The organism is Methylophaga sp. F7 (assembly GCF_056863975.1).
Genome location: NZ_CM166511.1, coordinates 1,170,813 through 1,190,823, shown reverse-complemented (window position 1 = coordinate 1,190,823; position 20,011 = coordinate 1,170,813). Strand labels below are relative to the sequence as shown.

At 44.4% G+C, this 20,011-nt stretch carries 38 protein-coding genes and 1 tRNA gene; 26 read left to right on the top strand and 13 right to left on the bottom strand.

What is annotated here, in order from left to right:
* Positions 1-3: 3 nt before the first annotated feature.
* On the bottom strand, positions 4-456 hold the full coding sequence (locus tag AC08OG_RS06160) for a phage regulatory CII family protein (protein WP_272996838.1): 453 nt from the start codon (positions 454-456) through the stop codon (positions 4-6).
* Positions 457-577: 121 nt separating this feature from the next.
* Entirely contained in the window at positions 578-745 is a 168-nt protein-coding gene (locus AC08OG_RS06155; RefSeq protein WP_482930350.1) for a hypothetical protein, read from the bottom strand.
* A 120-nt stretch (positions 746-865) separates the two neighbouring features.
* Between AC08OG_RS06155 and AC08OG_RS06150 the strand changes: the two genes are divergently transcribed.
* Positions 866-1,234, top strand: coding sequence for a helix-turn-helix domain-containing protein (locus AC08OG_RS06150; RefSeq protein ID WP_482930349.1), 369 nt, complete (start codon positions 866-868; stop codon positions 1,232-1,234).
* 129 nt (positions 1,235-1,363) lie between these two features.
* Here the strand turns inward: AC08OG_RS06150 and AC08OG_RS06145 are convergent, their stop codons facing one another.
* Entirely contained in the window at positions 1,364-1,567 is a 204-nt protein-coding gene (locus tag AC08OG_RS06145; RefSeq protein WP_482930348.1) for a hypothetical protein, read from the bottom strand.
* Positions 1,568-1,767: 200 nt separating this feature from the next.
* On the opposite strand from AC08OG_RS06145, the gene AC08OG_RS06140 reads away from it, so the two are divergent.
* The 25 genes from AC08OG_RS06140 (at position 1,768) to AC08OG_RS06020 (ending at position 12,371) form a co-directional block, all read left to right on the top strand.
* Positions 1,768-1,938, top strand: a complete 171-nt coding sequence (locus AC08OG_RS06140) for a hypothetical protein (protein ID WP_482930347.1) — start codon at positions 1,768-1,770, stop codon at positions 1,936-1,938.
* Complete coding sequence (locus AC08OG_RS06135; RefSeq protein ID WP_482930346.1) at positions 1,938-2,240, top strand: hypothetical protein; 303 nt, start codon at positions 1,938-1,940, stop codon at positions 2,238-2,240. Before AC08OG_RS06140 ends, AC08OG_RS06135 begins: the two co-directional genes overlap by 1 nt.
* 1 nt (position 2,241) lies before the next feature.
* Complete coding sequence (locus AC08OG_RS06130) at positions 2,242-2,460, top strand: hypothetical protein (RefSeq protein ID WP_482930345.1); 219 nt, start codon at positions 2,242-2,244, stop codon at positions 2,458-2,460.
* A complete protein-coding gene (locus AC08OG_RS06125; RefSeq protein WP_482930344.1) occupies positions 2,457-2,660 on the top strand; it encodes a hypothetical protein in 204 nt (67 codons plus the stop codon). Before AC08OG_RS06130 ends, AC08OG_RS06125 begins: the two co-directional genes overlap by 4 nt.
* Complete coding sequence (locus AC08OG_RS06120; protein WP_482930343.1) at positions 2,660-2,845, top strand: hypothetical protein; 186 nt, start codon at positions 2,660-2,662, stop codon at positions 2,843-2,845. The genes AC08OG_RS06125 and AC08OG_RS06120 overlap by 1 nt, the downstream gene beginning before the upstream one ends.
* Before the next feature lie 28 nt (positions 2,846-2,873).
* Entirely contained in the window at positions 2,874-3,788 is a 915-nt protein-coding gene (locus AC08OG_RS06115; protein ID WP_482930342.1) for a recombinase RecT, read from the top strand.
* The gene (locus AC08OG_RS06110) at positions 3,778-4,605 is read left to right on the top strand and encodes a PDDEXK family nuclease (RefSeq protein ID WP_482930341.1); all 828 of its coding nucleotides are present in this window, start codon (positions 3,778-3,780) and stop codon (positions 4,603-4,605) included. Before AC08OG_RS06115 ends, AC08OG_RS06110 begins: the two co-directional genes overlap by 11 nt.
* A complete protein-coding gene (locus AC08OG_RS06105; RefSeq protein WP_482930340.1) occupies positions 4,602-4,865 on the top strand; it encodes a hypothetical protein in 264 nt (87 codons plus the stop codon). The genes AC08OG_RS06110 and AC08OG_RS06105 overlap by 4 nt, the downstream gene beginning before the upstream one ends.
* Positions 4,849-5,154 (top strand): hypothetical protein, encoded by a 306-nt coding sequence (locus AC08OG_RS06100; RefSeq protein ID WP_482930339.1) that lies wholly within the window; start codon positions 4,849-4,851, stop codon positions 5,152-5,154. The genes AC08OG_RS06105 and AC08OG_RS06100 overlap by 17 nt, the downstream gene beginning before the upstream one ends.
* Before the next feature lie 27 nt (positions 5,155-5,181).
* Complete coding sequence (locus tag AC08OG_RS06095) at positions 5,182-5,757, top strand: MT-A70 family methyltransferase (protein WP_482930338.1); 576 nt, start codon at positions 5,182-5,184, stop codon at positions 5,755-5,757.
* Positions 5,757-5,939 carry a carbon storage regulator gene (locus AC08OG_RS06090; protein WP_482930337.1) on the top strand — a complete coding sequence of 61 codons (183 nt, stop codon included), beginning with the start codon at positions 5,757-5,759 and terminating at the stop codon, positions 5,937-5,939. The genes AC08OG_RS06095 and AC08OG_RS06090 overlap by 1 nt, the downstream gene beginning before the upstream one ends.
* Positions 5,936-6,415, top strand: a complete 480-nt coding sequence (locus AC08OG_RS06085; protein ID WP_482930336.1) for a hypothetical protein — start codon at positions 5,936-5,938, stop codon at positions 6,413-6,415. Before AC08OG_RS06090 ends, AC08OG_RS06085 begins: the two co-directional genes overlap by 4 nt.
* Positions 6,416-6,426: 11 nt before the next feature.
* Complete coding sequence (locus AC08OG_RS06080; protein ID WP_482930335.1) at positions 6,427-6,690, top strand: hypothetical protein; 264 nt, start codon at positions 6,427-6,429, stop codon at positions 6,688-6,690.
* Complete coding sequence (locus AC08OG_RS06075; protein ID WP_482930334.1) at positions 6,687-6,821, top strand: hypothetical protein; 135 nt, start codon at positions 6,687-6,689, stop codon at positions 6,819-6,821. The genes AC08OG_RS06080 and AC08OG_RS06075 overlap by 4 nt, the downstream gene beginning before the upstream one ends.
* Complete coding sequence (locus tag AC08OG_RS06070; protein ID WP_482930333.1) at positions 6,818-7,276, top strand: hypothetical protein; 459 nt, start codon at positions 6,818-6,820, stop codon at positions 7,274-7,276. The genes AC08OG_RS06075 and AC08OG_RS06070 overlap by 4 nt, the downstream gene beginning before the upstream one ends.
* 206 nt (positions 7,277-7,482) lie before the next feature.
* The gene (locus tag AC08OG_RS06065) at positions 7,483-7,857 is read left to right on the top strand and encodes a hypothetical protein (protein ID WP_482930332.1); all 375 of its coding nucleotides are present in this window, start codon (positions 7,483-7,485) and stop codon (positions 7,855-7,857) included.
* 2 nt (positions 7,858-7,859) lie between these two features.
* Positions 7,860-8,555, top strand: a complete 696-nt coding sequence (locus tag AC08OG_RS06060) for a hypothetical protein (RefSeq protein WP_482930331.1) — start codon at positions 7,860-7,862, stop codon at positions 8,553-8,555.
* Complete coding sequence (locus AC08OG_RS06055; RefSeq protein ID WP_482930330.1) at positions 8,548-8,868, top strand: hypothetical protein; 321 nt, start codon at positions 8,548-8,550, stop codon at positions 8,866-8,868. Before AC08OG_RS06060 ends, AC08OG_RS06055 begins: the two co-directional genes overlap by 8 nt.
* Positions 8,865-9,101: a hypothetical protein gene (locus tag AC08OG_RS06050; protein WP_482930329.1), complete on the top strand. Its 237-nt coding sequence runs from the start codon at positions 8,865-8,867 to the stop codon at positions 9,099-9,101. The genes AC08OG_RS06055 and AC08OG_RS06050 overlap by 4 nt, the downstream gene beginning before the upstream one ends.
* A gap of 1 nt (position 9,102) precedes the next feature.
* Positions 9,103-9,573, top strand: coding sequence for a DUF1643 domain-containing protein (locus AC08OG_RS06045; RefSeq protein ID WP_482930328.1), 471 nt, complete (start codon positions 9,103-9,105; stop codon positions 9,571-9,573).
* Between the two features lie 15 nt (positions 9,574-9,588).
* Positions 9,589-9,843, top strand: coding sequence for a hypothetical protein (locus AC08OG_RS06040; RefSeq protein WP_482930327.1), 255 nt, complete (start codon positions 9,589-9,591; stop codon positions 9,841-9,843).
* Positions 9,844-9,985: 142 nt separating this feature from the next.
* A complete protein-coding gene (locus AC08OG_RS06035; RefSeq protein WP_482930326.1) occupies positions 9,986-10,480 on the top strand; it encodes a hypothetical protein in 495 nt (164 codons plus the stop codon).
* Positions 10,455-10,712 (top strand): DUF4224 domain-containing protein, encoded by a 258-nt coding sequence (locus tag AC08OG_RS06030; protein ID WP_482930325.1) that lies wholly within the window; start codon positions 10,455-10,457, stop codon positions 10,710-10,712. Before AC08OG_RS06035 ends, AC08OG_RS06030 begins: the two co-directional genes overlap by 26 nt.
* Positions 10,713-10,909: 197 nt before the next feature.
* Positions 10,910-11,716, top strand: coding sequence for a site-specific integrase (locus tag AC08OG_RS06025; protein ID WP_482930324.1), 807 nt, complete (start codon positions 10,910-10,912; stop codon positions 11,714-11,716).
* A 4-nt stretch (positions 11,717-11,720) separates the two neighbouring features.
* On the top strand, positions 11,721-12,371 hold the full coding sequence (locus tag AC08OG_RS06020) for a hypothetical protein (protein ID WP_482930323.1): 651 nt from the start codon (positions 11,721-11,723) through the stop codon (positions 12,369-12,371).
* A 177-nt stretch (positions 12,372-12,548) separates the two neighbouring features.
* Here the strand turns inward: AC08OG_RS06020 and AC08OG_RS06015 are convergent, their stop codons facing one another.
* From AC08OG_RS06015 to AC08OG_RS05970, 10 genes are all read right to left on the bottom strand, one after another.
* Entirely contained in the window at positions 12,549-12,911 is a 363-nt protein-coding gene (locus AC08OG_RS06015; RefSeq protein ID WP_482930322.1) for a MerR family transcriptional regulator, read from the bottom strand.
* Positions 12,895-13,191: an integration host factor subunit alpha gene (gene ihfA, locus AC08OG_RS06010; protein WP_014706670.1), complete on the bottom strand. Its 297-nt coding sequence runs from the start codon at positions 13,189-13,191 to the stop codon at positions 12,895-12,897. Before ihfA ends, AC08OG_RS06015 begins: the two co-directional genes overlap by 17 nt.
* A 32-nt stretch (positions 13,192-13,223) precedes the next feature.
* Positions 13,224-13,859 carry a phenylalanine--tRNA ligase subunit beta-related protein gene (locus AC08OG_RS06005; protein WP_482930321.1) on the bottom strand — a complete coding sequence of 212 codons (636 nt, stop codon included), beginning with the start codon at positions 13,857-13,859 and terminating at the stop codon, positions 13,224-13,226.
* Complete coding sequence (pheT, locus tag AC08OG_RS06000) at positions 13,754-15,598, bottom strand: phenylalanine--tRNA ligase subunit beta (RefSeq protein ID WP_482930320.1); 1,845 nt, start codon at positions 15,596-15,598, stop codon at positions 13,754-13,756. Before pheT ends, AC08OG_RS06005 begins: the two co-directional genes overlap by 106 nt.
* Before the next feature lie 15 nt (positions 15,599-15,613).
* Entirely contained in the window at positions 15,614-16,651 is a 1,038-nt protein-coding gene (gene pheS / locus AC08OG_RS05995; RefSeq protein ID WP_482930319.1) for a phenylalanine--tRNA ligase subunit alpha, read from the bottom strand.
* 103 nt (positions 16,652-16,754) lie between these two features.
* A complete protein-coding gene (rplT, locus tag AC08OG_RS05990; protein WP_014706667.1) occupies positions 16,755-17,114 on the bottom strand; it encodes a 50S ribosomal protein L20 in 360 nt (119 codons plus the stop codon).
* Positions 17,115-17,129: 15 nt separating this feature from the next.
* Complete coding sequence (gene rpmI, locus AC08OG_RS05985) at positions 17,130-17,327, bottom strand: 50S ribosomal protein L35 (RefSeq protein ID WP_014706666.1); 198 nt, start codon at positions 17,325-17,327, stop codon at positions 17,130-17,132.
* A gap of 32 nt (positions 17,328-17,359) precedes the next feature.
* Positions 17,360-17,887, bottom strand: a complete 528-nt coding sequence (infC, locus tag AC08OG_RS05980; RefSeq protein WP_339777700.1) for a translation initiation factor IF-3 — start codon at positions 17,885-17,887, stop codon at positions 17,360-17,362.
* Positions 17,883-19,808, bottom strand: a complete 1,926-nt coding sequence (gene thrS / locus AC08OG_RS05975; RefSeq protein ID WP_482930318.1) for a threonine--tRNA ligase — start codon at positions 19,806-19,808, stop codon at positions 17,883-17,885. The genes infC and thrS overlap by 5 nt, the downstream gene beginning before the upstream one ends.
* A 79-nt stretch (positions 19,809-19,887) precedes the next feature.
* Positions 19,888-19,964 (bottom strand) — tRNA-Val (locus AC08OG_RS05970).
* Between the last annotated feature and the right edge of the window lie 47 nt (positions 19,965-20,011).

Here is a 20,011-nt window from a genome sequence, read left to right as displayed (position 1 = left end):
TAACTAAACAGCCCTCACCAGCTTGCCAGCTTCCTGCTGATGAATAGCCAGCTTTAAATGCTCACAGGCTTTCTCAATGCGGTTTAACTGACTAATGCAGTCTGCTTTTTCACGTTCTGTGTACTTACCATCTGCCTCAGCCTCAGTAATGATGTGCGCCATTGATCCTAATTCGTGCGTGATATGCAGAAGTGATTCAGTAACGCCCCGCTCAGTTGCTCCAGCACGCTTTTCAGCCAATCTCATGGCATTGTTAATGCGATAGTCATCTGTGAGGTTTTGCAGGGTTAGAAGCTGTTCAGGGGAGAAATGAGAGTTATCAGAAGTTGGGCAGGCTTTGTTACGCATAACCTGCTCACTGATACCCATTAAGGCTGCAAGCTCACGAAAAGCGCCGTTCTTGCCGCCCTTGTATTCGTGTGTCGTGCTCCAGATGGCTAACTTAACTTGATTCATTGTTTGAACTCCTGGAACTTAAATATTTTTTTCTTGCCATGGCTCGGTTAATCTTGAACCATGGATAAATCAGCTTTCAAAAACGTATCAGGCACAAAAAAGCCCACCCGAAGGCAGGCTGTTATGCGGCTGATTTATTCGTGCTAAGGAAGTCATGTAGACGCTGGATTTTTTGCACGCCAGGCTCTTTAATGATTCCGTCACGAACCTTGCGAACCCATCTTCCGGTTACACCAATATTGGAGGCCACAAACTCCGGCGATAAATCGCTGGCGTTAAGTAACTTCATGGTCTGCTCATATAAGTTTTTATTCATGGGTCTATTATGAACAACTGTTCCTTTTCGTGTCAAGAACAATCGTTCAAATTAGGAACAAAGTTTCCCGGCGTTTTGTATAAAGTACATGATATGCAAAACAAACCATCTACCCAGGAAACCCTCGTTAATAACCTGAAAAGGTTAATGGATATCTGCGAGTGGGAAATAAAGGATTTGGAAAAGAAAAGCGGTGTTACTGCGAGAATGATACGTTACATACTCAGTGGTGAGCGTTGCCCTTCAATTGAGATCGCAGACAAGTTGGCTGCCGCTTTCAACTTAACTGGTTGGCAATTGATTATGCCTCAGCTTATGGGTGATATTAAGCAAATGCGCCACATTGAAGCCTTAATTGATAACTGGAATAAAGCCGACCCTGACGGAAAGGCTTTTATCGAAGATGCCGCCAAACGCGAAGCTACACGCAAAGTTTCAAACGGCGATACCCACGCACATTGATGATTATATACACTGCGTGGCATACACCTGTTACGCGTATATTGTGCAAAATACACAAGCATAAATGGCGGTTCCTGCACCTTAACGCTGAAGGTGAAAAGGTCTTCAGGTGCGCCAGGTGCCAATCTATCAGCGTTGTAATCGTTTAGCTTTTTTCTGATCCATATAGCTGGAAACCCATAAGGCAGGCCAGATATAAATCACAATAGCATTCATCATCACAAACACCACAAACCCCATAAAGAAGTTGTCTTCATCAGCATGGTCGCTGAATATCTCTAATGAAAAGCCGCGCATAAAAACAGCATAACCAATAACGCAATATAGAATCATTGCCTTCTCCAGTACGTAAGTACTACATGCCCCACTTTACCACCACATCAAATAAATATCCTTATTCTGTGTCGCTTTTAGCGCCCTCCGTTCCCGGCTGGCCAATTATTTTAAAATAATGGAACAATTGTTCTTGACATAGTTGGAACAGTTGTTCAATAATGGCTCTCAAGTTCACAAGAACACGGGAGCAAAACAACATGAAGTCAGCAAAGCTAAATCCAGCTCAAATAGTCGGCGGTTGCTCGACTGAATATCCAAAGCCACGGCCTCCAATGGGCTTACTCGAAATAGCGCTTAATGCCTTTGGTTTAACTGCATTTGCATGGCTGCTGTTTTATGTCGTGTGCAAATGGCTGGGGGTGCTGTGATGAACTATCCACAAGACATAGAAGCCGGTGCAAATCGCAATCCAACGCATCCATTAAGCCCTTGGTATATCAATCCTGCTGAGCGTATTCAATCCATCGCTGCAGACATTATCAACGGCGATCACGATTGGACGGTTGAAGACTGCGTTGCTTCATTTATCTACGAAGACGATGCCCTTCTTGCTCGATATAAGCAGGGTTTGCAGGACATAGCTTTAGGCCCTGCATGTGGCGGTGAATTACACAGAGTAGTTGACGAAGCCGTAATGCTGGCAGCTACCAAAATTTATGAGGGGCTTTGATATGAAAAACGCAGATCTACCGGCTATGCCAATTCCGCTTTTTAATGGAGACACATTTCACGAGCATGGCCCAGCTGATGGTTTAACCAAGCTTGAATACGCAGCCATAGAAATGATGAAAAAACTGTCATCCAGAGATTATGCAAGATTTGATTATATGGCTGAGGATGCCATTGGTGAAGCTGAAGCGTTATTTAGAGCACTGGAGCAAAGACCATGAAAACCTACCTACTCCCCGAAGTAGCAGGTCACGGCGAAATAACAGAATGGGTTCCTGCTGATGTGGCTAGGGAGTTGTTGGAGGCCTTACAGAATCTCGGTCAAGCGGTTTATGAGCACATGCAAGATGAATCGTTTGACTCAATATTGCCAGAGTACACAGCAACATATAGAGCATTGGCAAAGGCCAAGGGTGAGTAATGACCACCACAAAACGCGACCTAGCACTTTTAGCAGCAATATTTTTAGGAATGGCTATGGCAGAACCTACTTTAGAGAAACAGTTTGAGCAAGGCTTGAACGAAGCAGAAAGAACTGCTTTTTATGAGATTTTTGCACAAAGCAACGAGCAAAACGAAAAACAGGAGCAAGACGATAATGACTAATCAGCTATCAGTACGCGAAACAAAGGTGATGGATGCTTTTGCCTTGGAAGGTATTAAAGAGCAATTGAAAGGCTTGCTGGCTAATAACCCTAAAAAGATTGAAGCATTCAAGGCCCGCATCTTAAAAATGAGCTTGAGCTATGGGCTAGATAAATGCACGCCTGAATCAATTATTAATTGCGGCCTGCAGGCATTAACTCTGGACTTACCACTAGAAGCTGGACAAGGCTACATAGTTAGCTATGGCGGCGCAGCGACCTTTGATTGTGGCTACAAAGGCTGGCAGGTACTTGCCAAGCGCGCCGGTTACTCAGTTGTTGCTGACGTTGTTTATATCTGTGATGAATTCAGCCAAAGCGGTTTTGGCTTTGATAGAGAGATGATTTTTAACCCCAATTTCGCTGAGCGTAAAAGCTCAGATGATGCATGGGCTAAAGCTAATCTGACCGGCGTAATTGTTTCGATAATGGAAGACAAAACCGGCAACAAAACGCACACCTTTGTTTCTGCAGACCTGATCAGAAAAATCATTGGCATGTCACCAAGTGCTGGCAAGAAATCACAGAAAGATGGAAAGGAATACAGTCCTCACGACAAATGGGCTGAGCAGATGTTTGCGGCCAAAGCCATTAAGCAGGTTCTTTCTAAGGCTCCAATTGATTTAGCTCAGGCATCACAGCTGAATGAAGCAATCAACATCGTCAACAGTACTGAGTCGATAGCGCAGCAACAGAAATCAGCTGAAAGCACTTCATACCCACAAGATCGCATGGATGAAATGTTCCCCCAGTGGGCTGACATGGTGCGGGACGGTAAAAAGCCAGCAATGTCCATCATTACTACCATTTCAAATTCTTACAAGCTGACATCAAAGCAACTTGAAAAGCTGATGACGCTTAAAAATTTCGAACCAATCGAAGTGGAGGCCGAAAATGCTGAGTGAAGAAATGCTTTTGGCGCGTGCAGGCAACTTCACTGCGTCAGAAAACCATCGTCTGATGGCTGGGTGGGACACGCCTGAACCGGATAGCAGTTTTACTGAGTTTGCCGATATTTATGACGTGCTTAAGCCGTTATTTGTTGATGGTGAACGTAAGTTTTTAGTAGGTGATTTGTCTGGAAAGTTCAATTTCAAACTAACCGGTGAGCTGATACAGAAAACTCTCAACGTGATTAAGTTTGAGATCCCACCAACAGGCCTAGCGACCTATGCCGAAGAAAAGGCAATGGAGACGCTGTTTGATTTTGACCCTAGTTTGAATTTCAGCACAGCCCACACCAGAAACGGCGAAGAACGCGAGCTTGATTGCATGATGAAGCTTGCTGAGAAAACCGGACTGGAGTTTTTGCATACCGGTGACAATCAAGTGCATATCCATGCCAATGAGGTTGGCTGCACACCTGATGGCGTTATTTTCGACGAACTAGACTTAATCTCCACCGGTGCAGAGGTTAAATGCAAAAGCCCATTAGAGCACGCCAAAAACCTGTTGATTAATACCAATCAGGATTTGATGGATGCCGCCTTTGATCACTTTGTGCAAATACAAACAGCCTTGCTGGTTACAGGTTCCGACCACTGGTATTTCGCGAACTATAACCCATTCGCAAAACGCAAGGATATGCAGTTCAAGCACATCATTATTTACCGTGATGATGCGTTTATAAAAATTCTCTCAAAACGAATCGAAATCGCCAAAAAGATTAAGGCTGATTTCTTAAGCAAGTTTCAAATTGACGAAGTAAGGAAAGCAGCATGAGCGACCAGGTTCACTTTGACGCCAACTTGAGAATGAGGTTTAACCCTCAGTTTCACACTAAGCATCACAAAGACTGGACTACCAAAGAAGAGAAGTACTTGATCGACCTTTACTACAAAGTTGGTGCAGACCAGTTAAGCCTAGAGCTTGGCAGAACCGTAGGCGCTATCACCGTGAAAGCGGTAAAGCTACGGCGGCAAGGCCGACTAAAAGCACCACCAAAAAGGACGCACTTCCAGAGGAATGAAGGTTTTTTATAACGACAAGAATCTTGCAGATTTATTAACAACCAGCCCCTTAAATGGGGCTAAAGGGTGTAAACAGGTTGAGTTTAGAGGTAGCCAAATGGAAAGCACAGAGCATGAATTGAAAAAGCAATCTTATCCAGGCTTTGGTAGTTGGTCTCAGTGCGTTGATTGTGGCTGCACTTTTCATTCAAAACATTGGTGGTTAGCTGGCTATAAAAACAAAGAAGAACCGCCTTGCGATTTAAACAATCTTGATAGCTGGAAAGAGTCGGCAATCAAAATTGATATGAACGAACTGTAAGAAGACATTTAACAAAGGAATAAGGCAATGGCCTCACCAAATACAGCAAATGATTTTCCAGATAAGAAGTATCAGATCATTCTGGCAGATCCGCCATGGAGTTATCGGGATAAATGTAATAGCGGTCAGCGTGGTGCCGGATATAAATACCCCTGCTTGGACTTGTCTGATCTGATGCAGTTGCCGGTGAAATCCATTGCTGACGATGATTGTGTTTTATTTATGTGGCACGTTGCACCTATGCCACTGGAAGCAATAAAACTGGTTGAGGCTTGGGGCTTCACACTTAAAACGATGAAGGGCTTCACCTGGCATAAAACAAACAAGCTTGCTGGCACTTCATTTATCGGAATGGGCAACTGGACCCGAGCCAATACAGAAGATTGCTTAATCGCAGTTAAAGGAAGGCCGAAACGTATTGATGCCTCAGTACGCCAATTTATCGAATCAACCATTCGCAAGCACTCGCAAAAGCCTGATGAGGTTCGCGACCGGATTGTAAAGCTTATGGGTGATCTGCCACGCATTGAGTTATTCGCTCGTCAGAATGCTGATGGCTGGGATGCTTGGGGTAATGAATTGCCACAACAAGGAATCAACTGATGCTAACCGAGTACAGAACACCAGGCCAATCATTACGCATCAATGACAACGTTGTTGTAACAGTTTTAGAGGTCAACGGTAATCAAGTGCGTATCGGAATTGACGCGCCTTTATCAGTAGAGATTGACAGGTCAGAACTACGTGAACGGAAACTAGCAAGCAAACTGGAGACAGCTAAATGAAAGGCCCAGCACCAACAAAACACGAATACAACGGCGAATACTTAACCGTTAAACAGTTAGCTGATATTAAAGGCGTAGGACGCTCTTATATGGCCTTACTGCTATCAAAGTATGGAGCCTATGATGCGATGGCATATTCAAGGCTAAACCAGGGTGAGCGCATGAAAAAGCGTTACGACTATAAAGGCCAGCAAATGACATTAGACGAGCTTATTGAGATAGCCGCTGTTAAATGCACTTGCTCTGCAATGTCTGCCCGAATCAAACGGCATGGCGTTGATTTTGCCGTAGAGCATGACGACTTTAAAGCACTGAAAAACAATGGTGGCCGGCACATGAAAAAGATGAAAGACCCTGTACTGCCAGAACATGACCCAGAACAGCACTACCTAGACAACCTACTCAGCAGCTTAAAACGCATGGGGATTGATGAAAGCAATATTGAGCATGAAGTTCAACGCAGATTTGCGGCTTAATGGAGACGGAAATGACAATTAAAGATAAAGAGCTGTTCGACTTGTTTCAGTCAAAAACCAATGATTTTGATTTATGTATCAAGATTCAAAATTTAATGGATAAAAGAATAAGAGATGTGAGAGGCAAAGAAAACGCTCAATTCTATGAGGTTCTTGTGAAGCTATCAAACAGCATAAACAATGCTGGCTGGCAAGATAGACATAGCGACCAGATTGACTTCATTAACAAGCAGACTGGAAGAATATGTGATGAATATGGGGATTATCTGCCATGACTAAATCAAATAGCGGCAAAACAATCGGTGAAATTCTGATTGCTTATCACCGTGAAACCAATCCTGTAACAAAGTCTGTTTACCGGACGATGCTTGCTAACCGGCTAGATAGGCTGGAGGCAAAGCTATGACTAAATCAAATGATGGATGGGTGCCTGAGGTTGGTACTGAGTGCGAGTATCAGCTTGGGTGCGGCCACTGGTTTAAGTGCAAAATTAAAGCAGTATGCGAAAAGCAAGGTGCAATTATTTATTGTGATGCAGCTGAATATGGTGAGCAATATGTAAGCTTTTTTGGAAATCAAGCCGTCACATTCAGAGAAATCAAAACAGAAGCCGAAAAGAGGCGGGAGGAACAAATTAAAGACTTAGCATTAACTTTAATCAGTAATTCTCAAGGCTCTATAAGGAGCAGTGGTTTAGCAAGCGCCATAGCAAGCGCTGTAATTGACTCAGGATTCATCAAACCAAAAAAGCTAACTGATTATGATTATGAATTATTGTTAAAAAATCATTGGTACGTTCTTGGAAAAACTAACAAAGATTTTGCAATGGCTGTAGAAGCATACGTTATTGGGGAGGGTTGATCTATGAACACATGGCCTAACGGCGTAAGGCGCGCAATGAGTCAATCAGAGCATGAGGCCTGGAATAGTCAAAACTATCCGGGAACATTACAGCTGTGTTGTCAGTGTGATGAGCCAACCGGAAGATGCGAGGAAGACAGTCTTTATATTGATGAAGATATCAATCCAGTATGTGAATCATGCTACGTATCGCTATCGGAGGATTTATGAAACCCACCCCAACCGAAATAACCGAATGTACTGATGAGAAGCAGTTGTGTGAGTGGGCTGCTGTTTATTGTATGGGGTGGACTAAAAAGACTCGATACCCGTTAGATGGTGAGTTTATGAGTCGCGATGAGTGGTCAAGCAATGACGGCGAAACTGGCGAATATTGCGACGACTGGATGCCTACAATTAAAACCCCTACAGGCAAGTCGCAAGCTATGGACTTAGCTTCTAAATATGGCCTTGATATATCCATGCCGTATGACTCAACTGATACGGCCTTAGTCAAGTTGCAGACCGGCGAAGACGTTGAAGATTATTCATGGCAAATCGCCGTAGTCAAAGCCGCCATACTTTCAGCTATTGGAGAGTGATTATGAGTGAATTTCAAAGAGAAACCCGTTATGGGGTTACAAAAATTAAGCGTCTTCTTCCAAAGCAGAAAGATGCATTTTTTCAAGAGTTTTCTGAGTTATGCGCAAAACACGGAACTAAATCTGTTGCTTGCGTTGTGGTCGAAAAAGGATGGCCTATATACGAAGAAGTTTGGGATATGGTTCAGAGGCTGGCAGAAGGTCGAGAGCAAAAGATTGACCAGCTTCAACGCCAAAACGATGAGCTGGTTGCGAGAGTTGCTAGGCTATCGGGTGCTTTGTCTGAAATCATGGAGCATGGACACGATCCAGAGTGCGATTCTATCCATTACGCAAATATGGAATGTGATTGCGGATATTCCAATGCTGAAAGGGTATTAAACGAAACCAAACCACAAAACCTACAACACATCGAAGCAGCGGCTGTTGAGAAAGCAAAAGCTTCATCACAAATGAAAGCGGACTGCATGGGTAAGGTTAGCTTCGTAATTGAGAACGGTAACTGCTGCCCTCAATGCTGGCATGAGCAGGATGATGATTGTGATATCTGTCATGGTGAGTCAGGGGAAAATGGAAGCTCAAACCTAACCGTTCAAGTGCCTTGGGACACCATGAAGGATATCTGGAAGATGATGAATGAGTCGTACGCCAGAGAGCTACGCCAACAACAAACCAATGGGAGTGATGGGGATGAGTGAAATTATAAAAATTCTTGACAGCCGATTCGTGACTGATAGAGATATTCGGGTTATCAAAGCGCTTGTTTCCTCAGTTGAATATAGTGAATTAAAGCAACGCATCACCGAACTTGAGCAGCAACTGAAAACGGCAAGCGGTGACGCTGAATTAATTGAAAAGGCATGCAAAATAACCGACGACGAAATATCTGAATTTAGAAATAAGTATGCGCCCGTCCATAGAATAGGTATTGAGTTTGGCGCTGAGTGGATGCGACAAGAGATATTGAAACGGCTACGCCAACAACAAACCAATGGGAGTGATGGGGAATGAGTGAAAAGAAAGTATGTGTTTCTGAGCAATTCATAAAGCAGCTACAAGAGAGGAATGTATCCCTTGAGCAGCAGCTTAAGGCGGCTAAGGCGCAGGGCATTCGACTAGCTGCTGAAAATTGCATGGCTTTTAAAACCTTTGATGACCATCGGTTTTTTATTGATAGACAAGACCTTTATGAGTTCGCATACAAAGTTGAACTTGAATACGCCAACAGCCTAGAGGGTAAGTGATATGGGAGCCATCATAAGTGAATGCAAACGATACCGTTACGCGCTTTATCGTGACGTTGGGAATAAGCCGTTGGTTTTCTGCATGCTGAACCCATCAACAGCTGATGCTGAAACCGATGATAGGACAATAGCCAAGTGTAGAAAGTACGCTAAAGGGTTTGGATATGACGGAATCATTGTGGTCAATCTGTACGCCTACCGGTCAACCGATCCCAAGATAATGCTGGCAGCAAGCGACCCTGTTGGTCCGGACAATGACAAGCATATATTTGAGCTTTGCCGTGGACGTGATGTTATTTGTGCGTGGGGCGCAAACGCTTTGCACGAAAGAATAAACCAGGTAATAACGATCCTTAATCAAGCAGCTGCTAACACCTTTTGCTTATCACTCACAAATAAAGGACAGCCTGGGCACCCTCTTTACTTAAAGAATGATGCGCCAATGCTTCACTACGCATCACGTCTAAATTGAATAAGGATTAATGAAATGACAATCATACGAGTCGAAGGTCACGAAATTGATACGAAAAACATCGTAAAAATAACTGATGCAGGCTGGCGTCGAATTGGCTTTCATATTCATTTAGTTGGGCCAAGGGTGATTAAAGTTGATATGGCGGAACCTTATGATATGACGCCAATGGGCGTGTCAGACCTCTCGAGACCCTATAGAGAACTTAAAGAAAGTGTTCAGAAGAAATGGGAAGCCGATAAAAGCGAAATAGAGACATTCTGTCTTTAGCATCATCACCGAATTGAATAAGGACTAACAATGGACAACGCAGGCAAGCTCATAAAAGAAATTGTAATTGCCATCCCCTACCTGCTTTTTGTTTATCCGTTTAAGTGGGTTTTGGGGAAATTAACTGGTAAAGGAAAATAAAATGCCATACATCACAGATGAAGAATATCAGCAGTTTCAGGATTTAAAATTCATCCAATCCGAAATACACCGAGTACAGGACGCATGGAAGGAGTCAGCCAAGCACGCAGACAATCCTGATGAGGCACAGCTCCGTGGTCAAGGGCAGTCCTACCTGATGGACTGTAAGTTTGTTGGTGTGAAGCCTTGGCGCAGTAATTTCCCTATGGTAATTGACTCTCAGATAAGTGCCATTAACTTTTTTAGCTTTTACGATAAAGCCATATTGCCAAAGGCGCTGTGGGAATCAGTTGAGAGGGAGTTAAGTAAAAATACTAATGGTGACTTGATTGAATACCTGAGCAAGCTTGATGGGTGGGAGTTTGAGCCGATTGAATATGAACACCAGTTTTATAAAGGAGGTGACTTTATAAACTCCCTGCACGGTTTTGATTTTAACAGCACGTCTGATTTAACAAGCCCGCTTAGCTATGTTAGCCAAGGTAAAGAGGATTAACAATGGCCTTAATGAAAGTATCAGGAATAATAAACAGCTAATGAGCGCCCTCTTAACCTCAGAAGACCTTGCATTGTGGACTGGCTATAAGCAGCCCGCAAAGCAAATGACGTGGTTAAGAGAAAATAATATCCCTTACCGATTAGATAGAAGAAATCAGCCGATTACCACTCTTGATGCAGTCAATGCTAGTCTTTTAGATCGCAGAGTCAGTGATGAGGTTGCTTTCTAATGGCCCCTAAAAAACGTGCAAATGGTTTACCGCCTTATGTGTATAAGCGGAAACACGGATATCAGATGCGGGTGTATGCTGGCAAGGGCAACAAAATGACTGCGGTTACACTCTGCCCTTCTGATGCGCCAATATCGGAAGTGTGGCGGTGCTATGAGAACCATATAAAGCACACTGTTAAAAATCTGTCATGGCTCATGGCTGAATACAAAAAGAGCAAAGAATTTTTAAGCAAAGCGGCAAGTACTCAGAAATATCAAACTGAAATGGCGAAGCGTATTTGCGACTATACGATGAAAAACGGCAAGCAGTTTGGTAGTGCTGAATTGAAAATGATTACGCCTGGAGGTATGCGTCAGTATCTCGATGCGCGGGATCGTGACAAGTCACCGAAGGCCGGCAACCGTGAAGTGGCATTGATTAGTGTGGCATGGAATTGGGCGCTGGAACGGGATCTAATTGATAAACCTAATCCGTGTTCTGTTGTGCGTAAGAATAAAGAAGAATCACGCACACGTTATGTGACCGATGCTGAATATGCTGTGGCTTATGAATTAGCGGCACGCTACCCCTATCTGCAGCCAGCAATGGAAATGGCTTATCTGTGCCGTATGCGTCGGATTGAAGTGTTAAATGCCAAGCGATCACAGATACTCGAGCAAGGCTTTGACACTCTACGAACTAAAGGTAGTCGAAGTGCGATCACGTTATGGTCTGACAGATTGCGTGCCGCGGTGAACTACAATGCTGGTGACGTGAAAAGTATGTACATCATTCACGATAAGAACGGTCAGAAAATTACGGAAGAAGCATTTAAGTCTGCATGGACGCGACTGAAAAAGCTAATGGTTGAAGCGGGCATTGAGGCGTTTAATTACCATGATTTAAAAGCCATGGGGGTCTCAAACGCGACCGGGGATAAGTTGGCAGCATCGGGGCATAAAGACCCACGCATGTTGGCAACTTACGATAGAAAAAAACATTTAGTTGAGCCGACGAGGTAAGTAAATGAAAAAAAGAGATTACCCATCATATACTGGGAAAAGATTTGAACGATTGCTTATTTTAGGTATGAGCCATCAAGGTGATTGCGGGGCTTTCTTTGCCAAAACATTATGTGATTGTGGAGTCGAAAAAAGCATAAGATATGGCGACATGATAAAAGGAAGCACAAAATCATGCGGCTGTCTTCAAAAAGAAAAGCCCAACAGATTATCCCATAATGAAACTGGCACTAGACTTTATTCAATATGGCATTTAATGAAAGGTCGCTGCTCATGCAAGTCTTACAGTCACTATGAAAGTTATGGCGGTCGAGGTATCAAGGTATGTGCAGAATGGATGGATTATGAACCATTTCGCGACTGGGCTTTACGTGCCGGATATGAAAAAAACCTGACGATTGACCGCATCAATAATGACGGTAATTATGAGCCAGGTAATTGCCGATGGGTTGACTGGTATTGCCAGGCCAATAATACTAGAAAGAATATTTATATTGAATATGAGGGCAAGGTAATGACGCCAGCCCAGTGGGCTAGAGAAAAAGGGTTACACCCTCAAACGGTTTATTCTCGAATACAGAAAGGCTTGAGTGTCGATGAGCTTTTCTTGCCACCAAAATCCGCTATATTTAATTTACGGAGGAATGCGGCCTAAAGCTGCGAAAACAAAATAGCGAAGCAAGTAAAAATGCGGGTATAAGTGACAGTTCTTTTTCGCACTTTTTGGGGTAACATGATGATTTTATTGAAAAACCACCTTGCACCCCATGCAAGTGCGCTACCAGGCTGCGCCATGCCCCGACAAGCAACAAAACAGTGAAATTATAACGTATTAAGCCAGTATCGTACGAATTTGTTCCAGCTCTTTCAGCATTTCATCAATCAGTTGTTTGCGATTTTCATTACTGGAGGCAGCTTCTGGTTTGTGTTCCGTTTCCAATTGCTGGCGGGCACCACCAATGGTAAACCCCTGTTCATAAAGCAAGCCACGAATTTCACGAATCAGCACCACATCATGGCGTTGGTAATAACGGCGATTACCACGGCGTTTAACGGGTTTGAGCTGGGTAAACTCCTGCTCCCAGTAGCGCAGAACATGTGGTTTCACCCCACATAACTCACTGACTTCACCAATGGTAAAGTAGCGTTTACCCGGAATTGCAGGTAGTTCGTTGTTATTACTCGCCTCTAGCATAACTGTCCACCCTTGCTTTCAGTTTTTGGCCAGGACGAAAAGTAACAACACGACGGGCGGTGATTGGAATTTCTTCACCCGTTTTCGGGTTACGGCCTGGCCGTTCATTTTTGTCGCGCAGTTCAAAATTACCAAACCCTGACAGTTTCACTTGATCACCTTCCTCAAGTGCTCCACGGATTTCTTCAAAGAACATTTCGACCAGTTCTTTTGCTTCACGTTTATTAAATCCCAACTCTTCATAAAGTTGTTCAGTCATATCGGCTTTTGTGAGTGCCATTCTTTACCTCTATTCTTATTATTGAACCGACGTTAGGTTCTAACAACCGCACCCAACTCACTTTGTAGCTTGTTGGTAATTTGCAGCATTAATGCATCGACTTCATCGTCGGTCATGGTTCGCTCACCATGTTGAAGATGGAAAGCGACCGCAATACTTTTCTTGCCAAGCTCGACACCATCTCCAGAATAAACGTCAAACAATTGAATTGACTTAAGAATATCAGACTCGATACCTTTCAGGCAATGCTCAATTTCAACGCCTACAATGGAATTGTCGACAACCAATGCGAGATCTCTGCGAATAGCAGGATAACGCGATAAAGCAGTAAATGTTGGAATGGCAGATTGCAGACAAACCGTTAACGCTAATTCGAAAACATACGCTTTACCAGTAAAGCCTAATGGCTTATTCAGTTTGGGATGCAGTGCTCCCAACCAACCCACCGGTGTATCATTTTGATAGATACGTGCAGCTTGTCCAGGATGCAATGCAGGATGTGTTTCAGCACGAAATTCAACCTTGCCATTTCCCAGCGCCAATAATGCTTCGACATCAGCTTTCACATCATAAAAATCAACGTTACGAATTTTTTCCGCCCATTGTTCAGGATGAACATCGCCATAGACCAGTCCACCAATACACAAATACTGATCGATATCAGCCAATTCCCCCGGAACACTCGACCCACTTCAAACAACCTAATCCGGTCCTGCTGACGATTCAGGTTGTAAACCATCGCCTGCACCAGACCCGGCCAAAGTGAATGACGCATTACTGATAGATCCGCTGATATCGGATTGGCTAATTTGATGGGTTCAATATCACTGTCGGCAAAGTGTTTTTGTAATGTCGGGTCAACAAAGCTGTAGGTAATTGCTTCAAAATAACCACGATCTACCAACAGACTTTGTAGACGTTCTGTGGCAAGCCGTTTTTCTGAAATTGCACCTGGCAATACACTGATTTCAGGCCGGGTTTGCGGCAACCGATCGTAGCCGTAGAGACGACCTAATTCTTCAATCAAATCCACTTCGATATTAATATCAAAACGGAAACTTGGCACAATCACCAGCCAGCCATCTCTGACTGCAGTAACTTCCAGCCCCAACCGTGTCAGCTGTTCTTCTACTTCAGCAGCTTCCAACTCAATTCCCAACACCCGTTTAATACGATTTGCACGTAGCAGAATTTGCGGCGTTTCAGGTAACGCACTTTCCTCACTGATAACAGTTAACGGGCCTGCCTGACCACCGGCAATTTCCAGAATCAGCTGAGTGGCACGTTGCATCGCCTGTTGTGCAAGTTGAGGATCAACACCCCTTTCAAAGCGGTGCGATGAATCAGTATGTAATCCATAACTTCTGGCCTGCCCAGCAATCGCATCAGGCGTGAAGAAAGCCGCTTCGAGAAACAATGATGTTGTTTTATCATCAACCGCGGAAGCTTCTCCACCCATTACACCGGCAAGAGCCAGCGGACCAGACGCATCGGCAATAACCAATGTCTGTTGAGCAATCTCAACTTGCTGACCATCCAATAACGTCAGTTTTTCGTCTGCCTTGGCAAACCTTACAATAATGCTCTGCTGTAACTTCTGTAGATCAAATGCATGCATTGGCTGCCCCAGCTCCAACATCACATAATTAGTGATGTCCACCACGGCGCTCAGACTCCGTAATCCACTGCGACGCAGTTTTTCCTGCATCCATAACGGTGTTTTGGCATCAGGACTGATATTTTCAATTACCCGACCAATATAATTCGGGCAGGCTTGTTTGGCTTCTACTGAAATTGGAAATGTTGTCTGAACAGATGCCGCTATTTCATTAATAGTGACGGGTGTCAGATTGGTTCGGCTAATCACACCCAATTCGCGTGCAATACCGGCAACACCCAGACAATCACTGCGGTTTGGTGTTAAATCGACTTCAATAGTGAAATCATTTAATGCCAGATATTCTCGGATATCACTGCCAACCGGTGCATCGTCAGGTAATTCCAGTAATCCTTCAGAAGATTCTGCCAAACCTAACTCTTTTGCTGAACATAACATCCCGAATGATGGCTCACCACGCAGTTTGGCTTTTTTAATTTTAAAATCGCCTGGCAGAACTGCACCAACAACGGCAACCGGAATTTTCAAACCTTCACGAACGTTGCTGGCACCACAGACAATATGCAATAACGCATCCCCGGCAACATCTACTTCACAAACCCGCAATTTATCGGCATCTGGATGCGGAACAACCGATTTAACCTGTCCGACCAATACACCTGAGAAATCTCCGGCCACAGGCGAAACCGAATCGACTTCCAGACCCGCCTGAGTCAGTTTCTCGGCAATGACCTGCACATCAAAATCAGGATTTACCCATTCCCGTAGCCAATTTTCACTTAATTTCATGGCGAACTTCCTATCCTATTTGAACTGACGCAGGAAGCGCAGATCGTTCTCAAAAAATAATCGCAGATCATTCACGCCGTATCGCAGCATTGCCAGCCGCTCAACACCCATGCCAAATGCCAGACCCAGATATTTTTCACTATCAATATTGACGTGCTCGAATACTTTAGGATGCACCATTCCGCAGCCCAGTACTTCCAGCCAGCCGGTATGACTGCAGACCCGACAGCCTTCACCACCACAGATAACACATTCAATATCAGCTTCTGCCGAGGGTTCGGTAAAAGGAAAGTAGGAAGGGCGAAACCGTACATTCAGCGGCTTTTCAAAGAACGCCTGAAGGAAGTCTGCCAAAATACCTTTCAAATCAGTAAAGCTGACATTTTCATCCACCATCAAACCTTCTACCTGATGGAACATTGGTGTGTGAGTTAAATCTGAATCACAGCGATATACCCGGCCCGGGGCGATGATTCGTAAAGGTGGCTGTTCATTTTCCATGACCCGGATTTGCACCGGAGAAGTATGAGTGCGCAGCAGCATTTCAGCGTTAAAATAAAATGTGTCATGCATCGCACGCGCAGGATGACTTTCGGGAATATTCAATGCCGTGAAGTTGTGATCACCGTCTTCGATTTCCGGCCCCTCGGCAATTTGAAAGCCGATTTGACGGAAATACTGTTCAATACGCTGCAGGGTGCGGGTCACCGGATGCAGACCACCGACTTCAGCATTACGACCTGGTAGTGTCACATCTACTGTTTCTGCAGCCAGTGCAGCCTGCATAGCCTGTTCAGCCAGAACTTTGGTACGCGCTTCGGTGAGACCCGCTACTTCCTGCTTGGCCAGATTGACTTCTTTACCAATTAAAGGCCGTTCTTCAACACTCAGATTACCCAACTCTTTTACATAGCCAGTAATTAAGCCTTTTTTGCCGAGATACTCAACTCGAACATTGTCCAGCGTCTTGGCATCGGTCGCGTTTTCAATCGCGGTCTTCGCTGCCTCAACAATCTCTTTTAATGCCAGTAACTGCGATGACAGTTCAGCCATATTTCCTCCACCTGAGGATCAATCAGAAATAAAAAAGGGCCGTCATCAACGGCCCTTTCCTGTGTAACTAATAATAAGATCCGCGCTAAAGCGAACCGACTGATTAGTTAGCCAAAGCCGCCTTTGCTTTTGCAGCAATAGCAGCAAATGCAGCAGAATCGTGATAAGCAATATCTGCCAGTACTTTACGATCGATTTCAATAGATGATTTTTTCAGACCATCGATCAAACGACTGTACGAAATTCCACATTCACGGGCAGCAGCGTTAATACGTGCAATCCACAATGTACGAAATACACGTTTTTTCTGACGACGATCACGGTATGCATATTGACCGGCTTTGGTAACTGCCTGGACAGCTACACGATAGACATTCTTGCGACGACCATAATAGCCTTTGGCCTGCGCGATAACTTTTTTATGACGGGCTCTGGCTGTTACGCCACGTTTTACTCTAGCCATTGGAATACTCCTTAATTATAGAAGAGGCAATAATTTGCGGACTGACAAGTGATCTGCTTTGCAGATTGTCAGCGTAGAACGCAGTTGGCGTTTCCGCTTAGTGCTTTTCTTGGTCAGGATATGGCTAGTAAACGCTTGAGCGCGTTTGAACTTTCCGCTACCGGTGCGTTTGAAACGCTTCGCTGCACCGCTATGATTTTTCAATTTTGGCATTTGGAACTCCGCATTGTTAATTTAATTAATAGTTATTTTTTATTACTTGGTGCCAAAACCATGATCATTTGCCGACCCTCTTTCTTCGGATGTTGCTCAATAACCGACAGGTCTTTCAGATCATCAGCTACTCTCTCAAGCAATTTCAGTCCTAATTCCTGATGGGCCATTTCACGTCCACGAAAGCGGAGGCTGACTTTGGTTTTATTACCTTCTTCGAGGAAACGTGTCAGGTTGCGTAGTTTTACCTGATAGTCACCCTCTTCTGTCCCTGGTCGGAATTTTATTTCCTTAACCTGTATCTGTTTTTGCTTTTTCTTAGCAATGGCCTTTTGTTTATTAGCCTCAAACACATACTTGCCGTAATCCATAATACGGCAGACAGGTGGTTCTGCCTGTGGGGCAATCTCCACCAGATCCAGCTCGGCTTCTTCAGCTAATTCCAAGGCTTTCGCCAACGGAATAATACCTAATTGTTCACCGTTTGCATCGGTTACACGAATTTCTCTGGCTGTGATTTCAGAATTCAGCCTTTTTTGATCTGTAGCGATGTTTTTAATCCTCTAAAATAATTCGACCGCGGCGAGCGACGTCTTCTTGAAGCAAGGAAACGAAGCTCTCAAGCGACATAGCGCCTAAATCTTCGCCTTTGCGAGTACGTACTGCCACGGCATTTTCTTGTGCTTCGCGATCCCCAACAACAATCAGATAAGGTACGCGACGCAATGTGTGCTCGCGTATTTTAAAGCCAATCTTCTCATTTCTCAAGTCCGTATCAGCTCTAAATCCCTGATTTTTCAATTGTTGGGCAATTTTTTGAACATAATCTGACTGTTTATCGGTAATTCCCATGACCATAACCTGACGAGGTGCAAGCCATGCCGGAAACGCGCCAGCATATTCTTCGATGAGTATACCGATAAAACGTTCGAGTGATCCAAGAATCGCACGATGCAACATTACCGGCACTTGTTTGGAACCATCATCAGCTACATAAGTTGCATCCAATCGGCCAGGCATTGAGAAATCGACCTGAATGGTGCCACATTGCCAGACCCGCCCCAGACAATCTTTTAAGGAGAATTCGATCTTCGGTCCGTAGAACGCACCCTCGCCGGGTTGCAGTTCCCAGTCCAGATCTTTGGCATTTAATGCCTGTTCAAGAGCATGCTCCGCTTTATCCCAAACGGCATCACTGCCGACACGATTTTCCGGACGAGTAGATAACTTGATAATAATGTCGTTAAAACCAAAATCGGCATACACGTTAAACAATAGATCAATAAAGGTAGAAACCTCAGTCTGGATTTGATCTTCAGTACAGAATATATGCGCATCATCCTGAGTGAACCCACGCAAACGCATCAAGCCATGCAGGGTGCCTGAGGGTTCATTACGATGGCATGAACCAAATTCCGCCATACGTAAGGGTAAATCACGGTAGCTTTTCAGCCCCTGATTAAATATCTGAATATGGCAAGGACAATTCATCGGTTTAACCGCGTAATCGCGGTTTTCAGAATGGGTGCTGAAAATCATGTCACCGAATTTGTCCCAGTGACCGGATTTCTCCCACAGACTACGATCGACAACCTGAGGAGTGCGCACTTCCTGATAGTCATTTTGGGCCAGTACATCGCGGATATATTTTTCAACTTCGCGATAGATGCGCCAGCCATTGTCATGCCAGAAAATCATGCCAGCCGCTTCATCTTGCAGATGGAACAGATCCAGACTTTTCGCCAGCTTCCGATGGTCACGCTTTTCGGCTTCTTCCAGACGATGCAGGTAAGCTTTCAGATCTTTTTTATCTGACCAGGCTGTACCATAAACCCGTTGCAGCATCTCATTTTCTGATTTACCACGCCAGTAAGCACCGGCCAGTTTCATTAGTTTGAATGCTTTAAGTTTTCCGGTATTCGGTACGTGCGGACCACGGCATAGATCCATGAATTCACCCTGTCGATAAACTGACAGGATTTCATCCTTAGGAATATCTTCGATGATCTGAGCTTTATATTCTTCACCCATTTCACGAAAGATCTGTACTGCTGCATCACGGGTGACTTCTTCACGAACCACTTGCAGATCTTGCTTGACCAGCTCTTCCATGCGTTTTTCGATTTTTTGCAAATCTTCAGGTGTAAAACCTTTTGGATAGGAAAAATCGTAGTAAAAGCCATCTTCGATAACCGGGCCAATAGTGACCTGTGCATCGGGATAAAGTTGTTTTACAGCTTGAGCTAACAGATGTGAGGTCGAATGTCGGATGATATCGAGCCCTTCTTCATCACGTTCGGTGATGATGGCTAATTCAGCATCATCTTCAATAACGTAATTGGTATCGACCAGCTTGCCATTCACTTTGCCTGCCAGAGCAGCACGGGCTAAGCCGGCACCGATATCAGCAGCAACATCATGGATTGAAACGGGATGATCGAACTGGCGTTGACTGCCATCAGGAAGGGTAATTGAAATCATACGGTATCCTTGGTTGTGGCCAATACGAGAGGCCTTAAAAACCAAAAAGCACCTGCAAGAGGTGCTTGATGTATATATCTGGTAGGCACGATTGGATTCGAACCAACGACCCCCACCATGTCAAGGTGGTGCTCTAACCAACTGAGCTACGTGCCTGCCGTGAAGCGCGAAATTATACGCAGTCAGGCATATTTTGCAAGCGC

Bases quoted from the DNA above. Each gene is read 5' to 3' on its own strand.
- AC08OG_RS06020 (WP_482930323.1), top strand. From the start codon at position 11,721: ATGAAAAAAAGAGATTACCCATCATATACTGGGAAAAGATTTGAACGA.
- pheT (WP_482930320.1), bottom strand. From the start codon at position 15,598: ATGAAATTAAGTGAAAATTGGCTACGGGAATGGGTAAATCCTGATTTT.
- AC08OG_RS06120 (WP_482930343.1), top strand. From the start codon at position 2,660: ATGACCACCACAAAACGCGACCTAGCACTTTTAGCAGCAATATTTTTA.
- AC08OG_RS06070 (WP_482930333.1), top strand. From the start codon at position 6,818: ATGACTAAATCAAATGATGGATGGGTGCCTGAGGTTGGTACTGAGTGC.
- AC08OG_RS06145 (WP_482930348.1), bottom strand. From the start codon at position 1,567: ATGATTCTATATTGCGTTATTGGTTATGCTGTTTTTATGCGCGGCTTT.
- rplT (WP_014706667.1), bottom strand. From the start codon at position 17,114: ATGGCTAGAGTAAAACGTGGCGTAACAGCCAGAGCCCGTCATAAAAAA.
- AC08OG_RS06125 (WP_482930344.1), top strand. From the start codon at position 2,457: ATGAAAACCTACCTACTCCCCGAAGTAGCAGGTCACGGCGAAATAACA.
- AC08OG_RS06155 (WP_482930350.1), bottom strand. From the start codon at position 745: ATGAAGTTACTTAACGCCAGCGATTTATCGCCGGAGTTTGTGGCCTCC.
- AC08OG_RS06100 (WP_482930339.1), top strand. From the start codon at position 4,849: ATGAAGGTTTTTTATAACGACAAGAATCTTGCAGATTTATTAACAACC.
- AC08OG_RS06030 (WP_482930325.1), top strand. From the start codon at position 10,455: ATGTTAGCCAAGGTAAAGAGGATTAACAATGGCCTTAATGAAAGTATC.
- AC08OG_RS06140 (WP_482930347.1), top strand. From the start codon at position 1,768: ATGAAGTCAGCAAAGCTAAATCCAGCTCAAATAGTCGGCGGTTGCTCG.
- AC08OG_RS06060 (WP_482930331.1), top strand. From the start codon at position 7,860: ATGAGTGAATTTCAAAGAGAAACCCGTTATGGGGTTACAAAAATTAAG.
- AC08OG_RS06055 (WP_482930330.1), top strand. From the start codon at position 8,548: ATGAGTGAAATTATAAAAATTCTTGACAGCCGATTCGTGACTGATAGA.
- AC08OG_RS06150 (WP_482930349.1), top strand. From the start codon at position 866: ATGCAAAACAAACCATCTACCCAGGAAACCCTCGTTAATAACCTGAAA.
- AC08OG_RS06135 (WP_482930346.1), top strand. From the start codon at position 1,938: ATGAACTATCCACAAGACATAGAAGCCGGTGCAAATCGCAATCCAACG.
- AC08OG_RS06035 (WP_482930326.1), top strand. From the start codon at position 9,986: ATGCCATACATCACAGATGAAGAATATCAGCAGTTTCAGGATTTAAAA.
- AC08OG_RS06095 (WP_482930338.1), top strand. From the start codon at position 5,182: ATGGCCTCACCAAATACAGCAAATGATTTTCCAGATAAGAAGTATCAG.
- AC08OG_RS06080 (WP_482930335.1), top strand. From the start codon at position 6,427: ATGACAATTAAAGATAAAGAGCTGTTCGACTTGTTTCAGTCAAAAACC.
- AC08OG_RS06040 (WP_482930327.1), top strand. From the start codon at position 9,589: ATGACAATCATACGAGTCGAAGGTCACGAAATTGATACGAAAAACATC.
- AC08OG_RS06130 (WP_482930345.1), top strand. From the start codon at position 2,242: ATGAAAAACGCAGATCTACCGGCTATGCCAATTCCGCTTTTTAATGGA.
- AC08OG_RS06105 (WP_482930340.1), top strand. From the start codon at position 4,602: ATGAGCGACCAGGTTCACTTTGACGCCAACTTGAGAATGAGGTTTAAC.
- AC08OG_RS06110 (WP_482930341.1), top strand. From the start codon at position 3,778: ATGCTGAGTGAAGAAATGCTTTTGGCGCGTGCAGGCAACTTCACTGCG.
- AC08OG_RS06115 (WP_482930342.1), top strand. From the start codon at position 2,874: ATGGATGCTTTTGCCTTGGAAGGTATTAAAGAGCAATTGAAAGGCTTG.
- AC08OG_RS06075 (WP_482930334.1), top strand. From the start codon at position 6,687: ATGACTAAATCAAATAGCGGCAAAACAATCGGTGAAATTCTGATTGCT.
- AC08OG_RS06025 (WP_482930324.1), top strand. From the start codon at position 10,910: ATGGCTGAATACAAAAAGAGCAAAGAATTTTTAAGCAAAGCGGCAAGT.
- pheS (WP_482930319.1), bottom strand. From the start codon at position 16,651: ATGGCTGAACTGTCATCGCAGTTACTGGCATTAAAAGAGATTGTTGAG.
- rpmI (WP_014706666.1), bottom strand. From the start codon at position 17,327: ATGCCAAAATTGAAAAATCATAGCGGTGCAGCGAAGCGTTTCAAACGC.
- AC08OG_RS06160 (WP_272996838.1), bottom strand. From the start codon at position 456: ATGAATCAAGTTAAGTTAGCCATCTGGAGCACGACACACGAATACAAG.
- AC08OG_RS06050 (WP_482930329.1), top strand. From the start codon at position 8,865: ATGAGTGAAAAGAAAGTATGTGTTTCTGAGCAATTCATAAAGCAGCTA.
- AC08OG_RS06085 (WP_482930336.1), top strand. From the start codon at position 5,936: ATGAAAGGCCCAGCACCAACAAAACACGAATACAACGGCGAATACTTA.
- AC08OG_RS06045 (WP_482930328.1), top strand. From the start codon at position 9,103: ATGGGAGCCATCATAAGTGAATGCAAACGATACCGTTACGCGCTTTAT.
- AC08OG_RS06015 (WP_482930322.1), bottom strand. From the start codon at position 12,911: ATGCTAGAGGCGAGTAATAACAACGAACTACCTGCAATTCCGGGTAAA.
- ihfA (WP_014706670.1), bottom strand. From the start codon at position 13,191: ATGGCACTCACAAAAGCCGATATGACTGAACAACTTTATGAAGAGTTG.
- AC08OG_RS06065 (WP_482930332.1), top strand. From the start codon at position 7,483: ATGAAACCCACCCCAACCGAAATAACCGAATGTACTGATGAGAAGCAG.
- thrS (WP_482930318.1), bottom strand. From the start codon at position 19,808: ATGATTTCAATTACCCTTCCTGATGGCAGTCAACGCCAGTTCGATCAT.
- AC08OG_RS06090 (WP_482930337.1), top strand. From the start codon at position 5,757: ATGCTAACCGAGTACAGAACACCAGGCCAATCATTACGCATCAATGAC.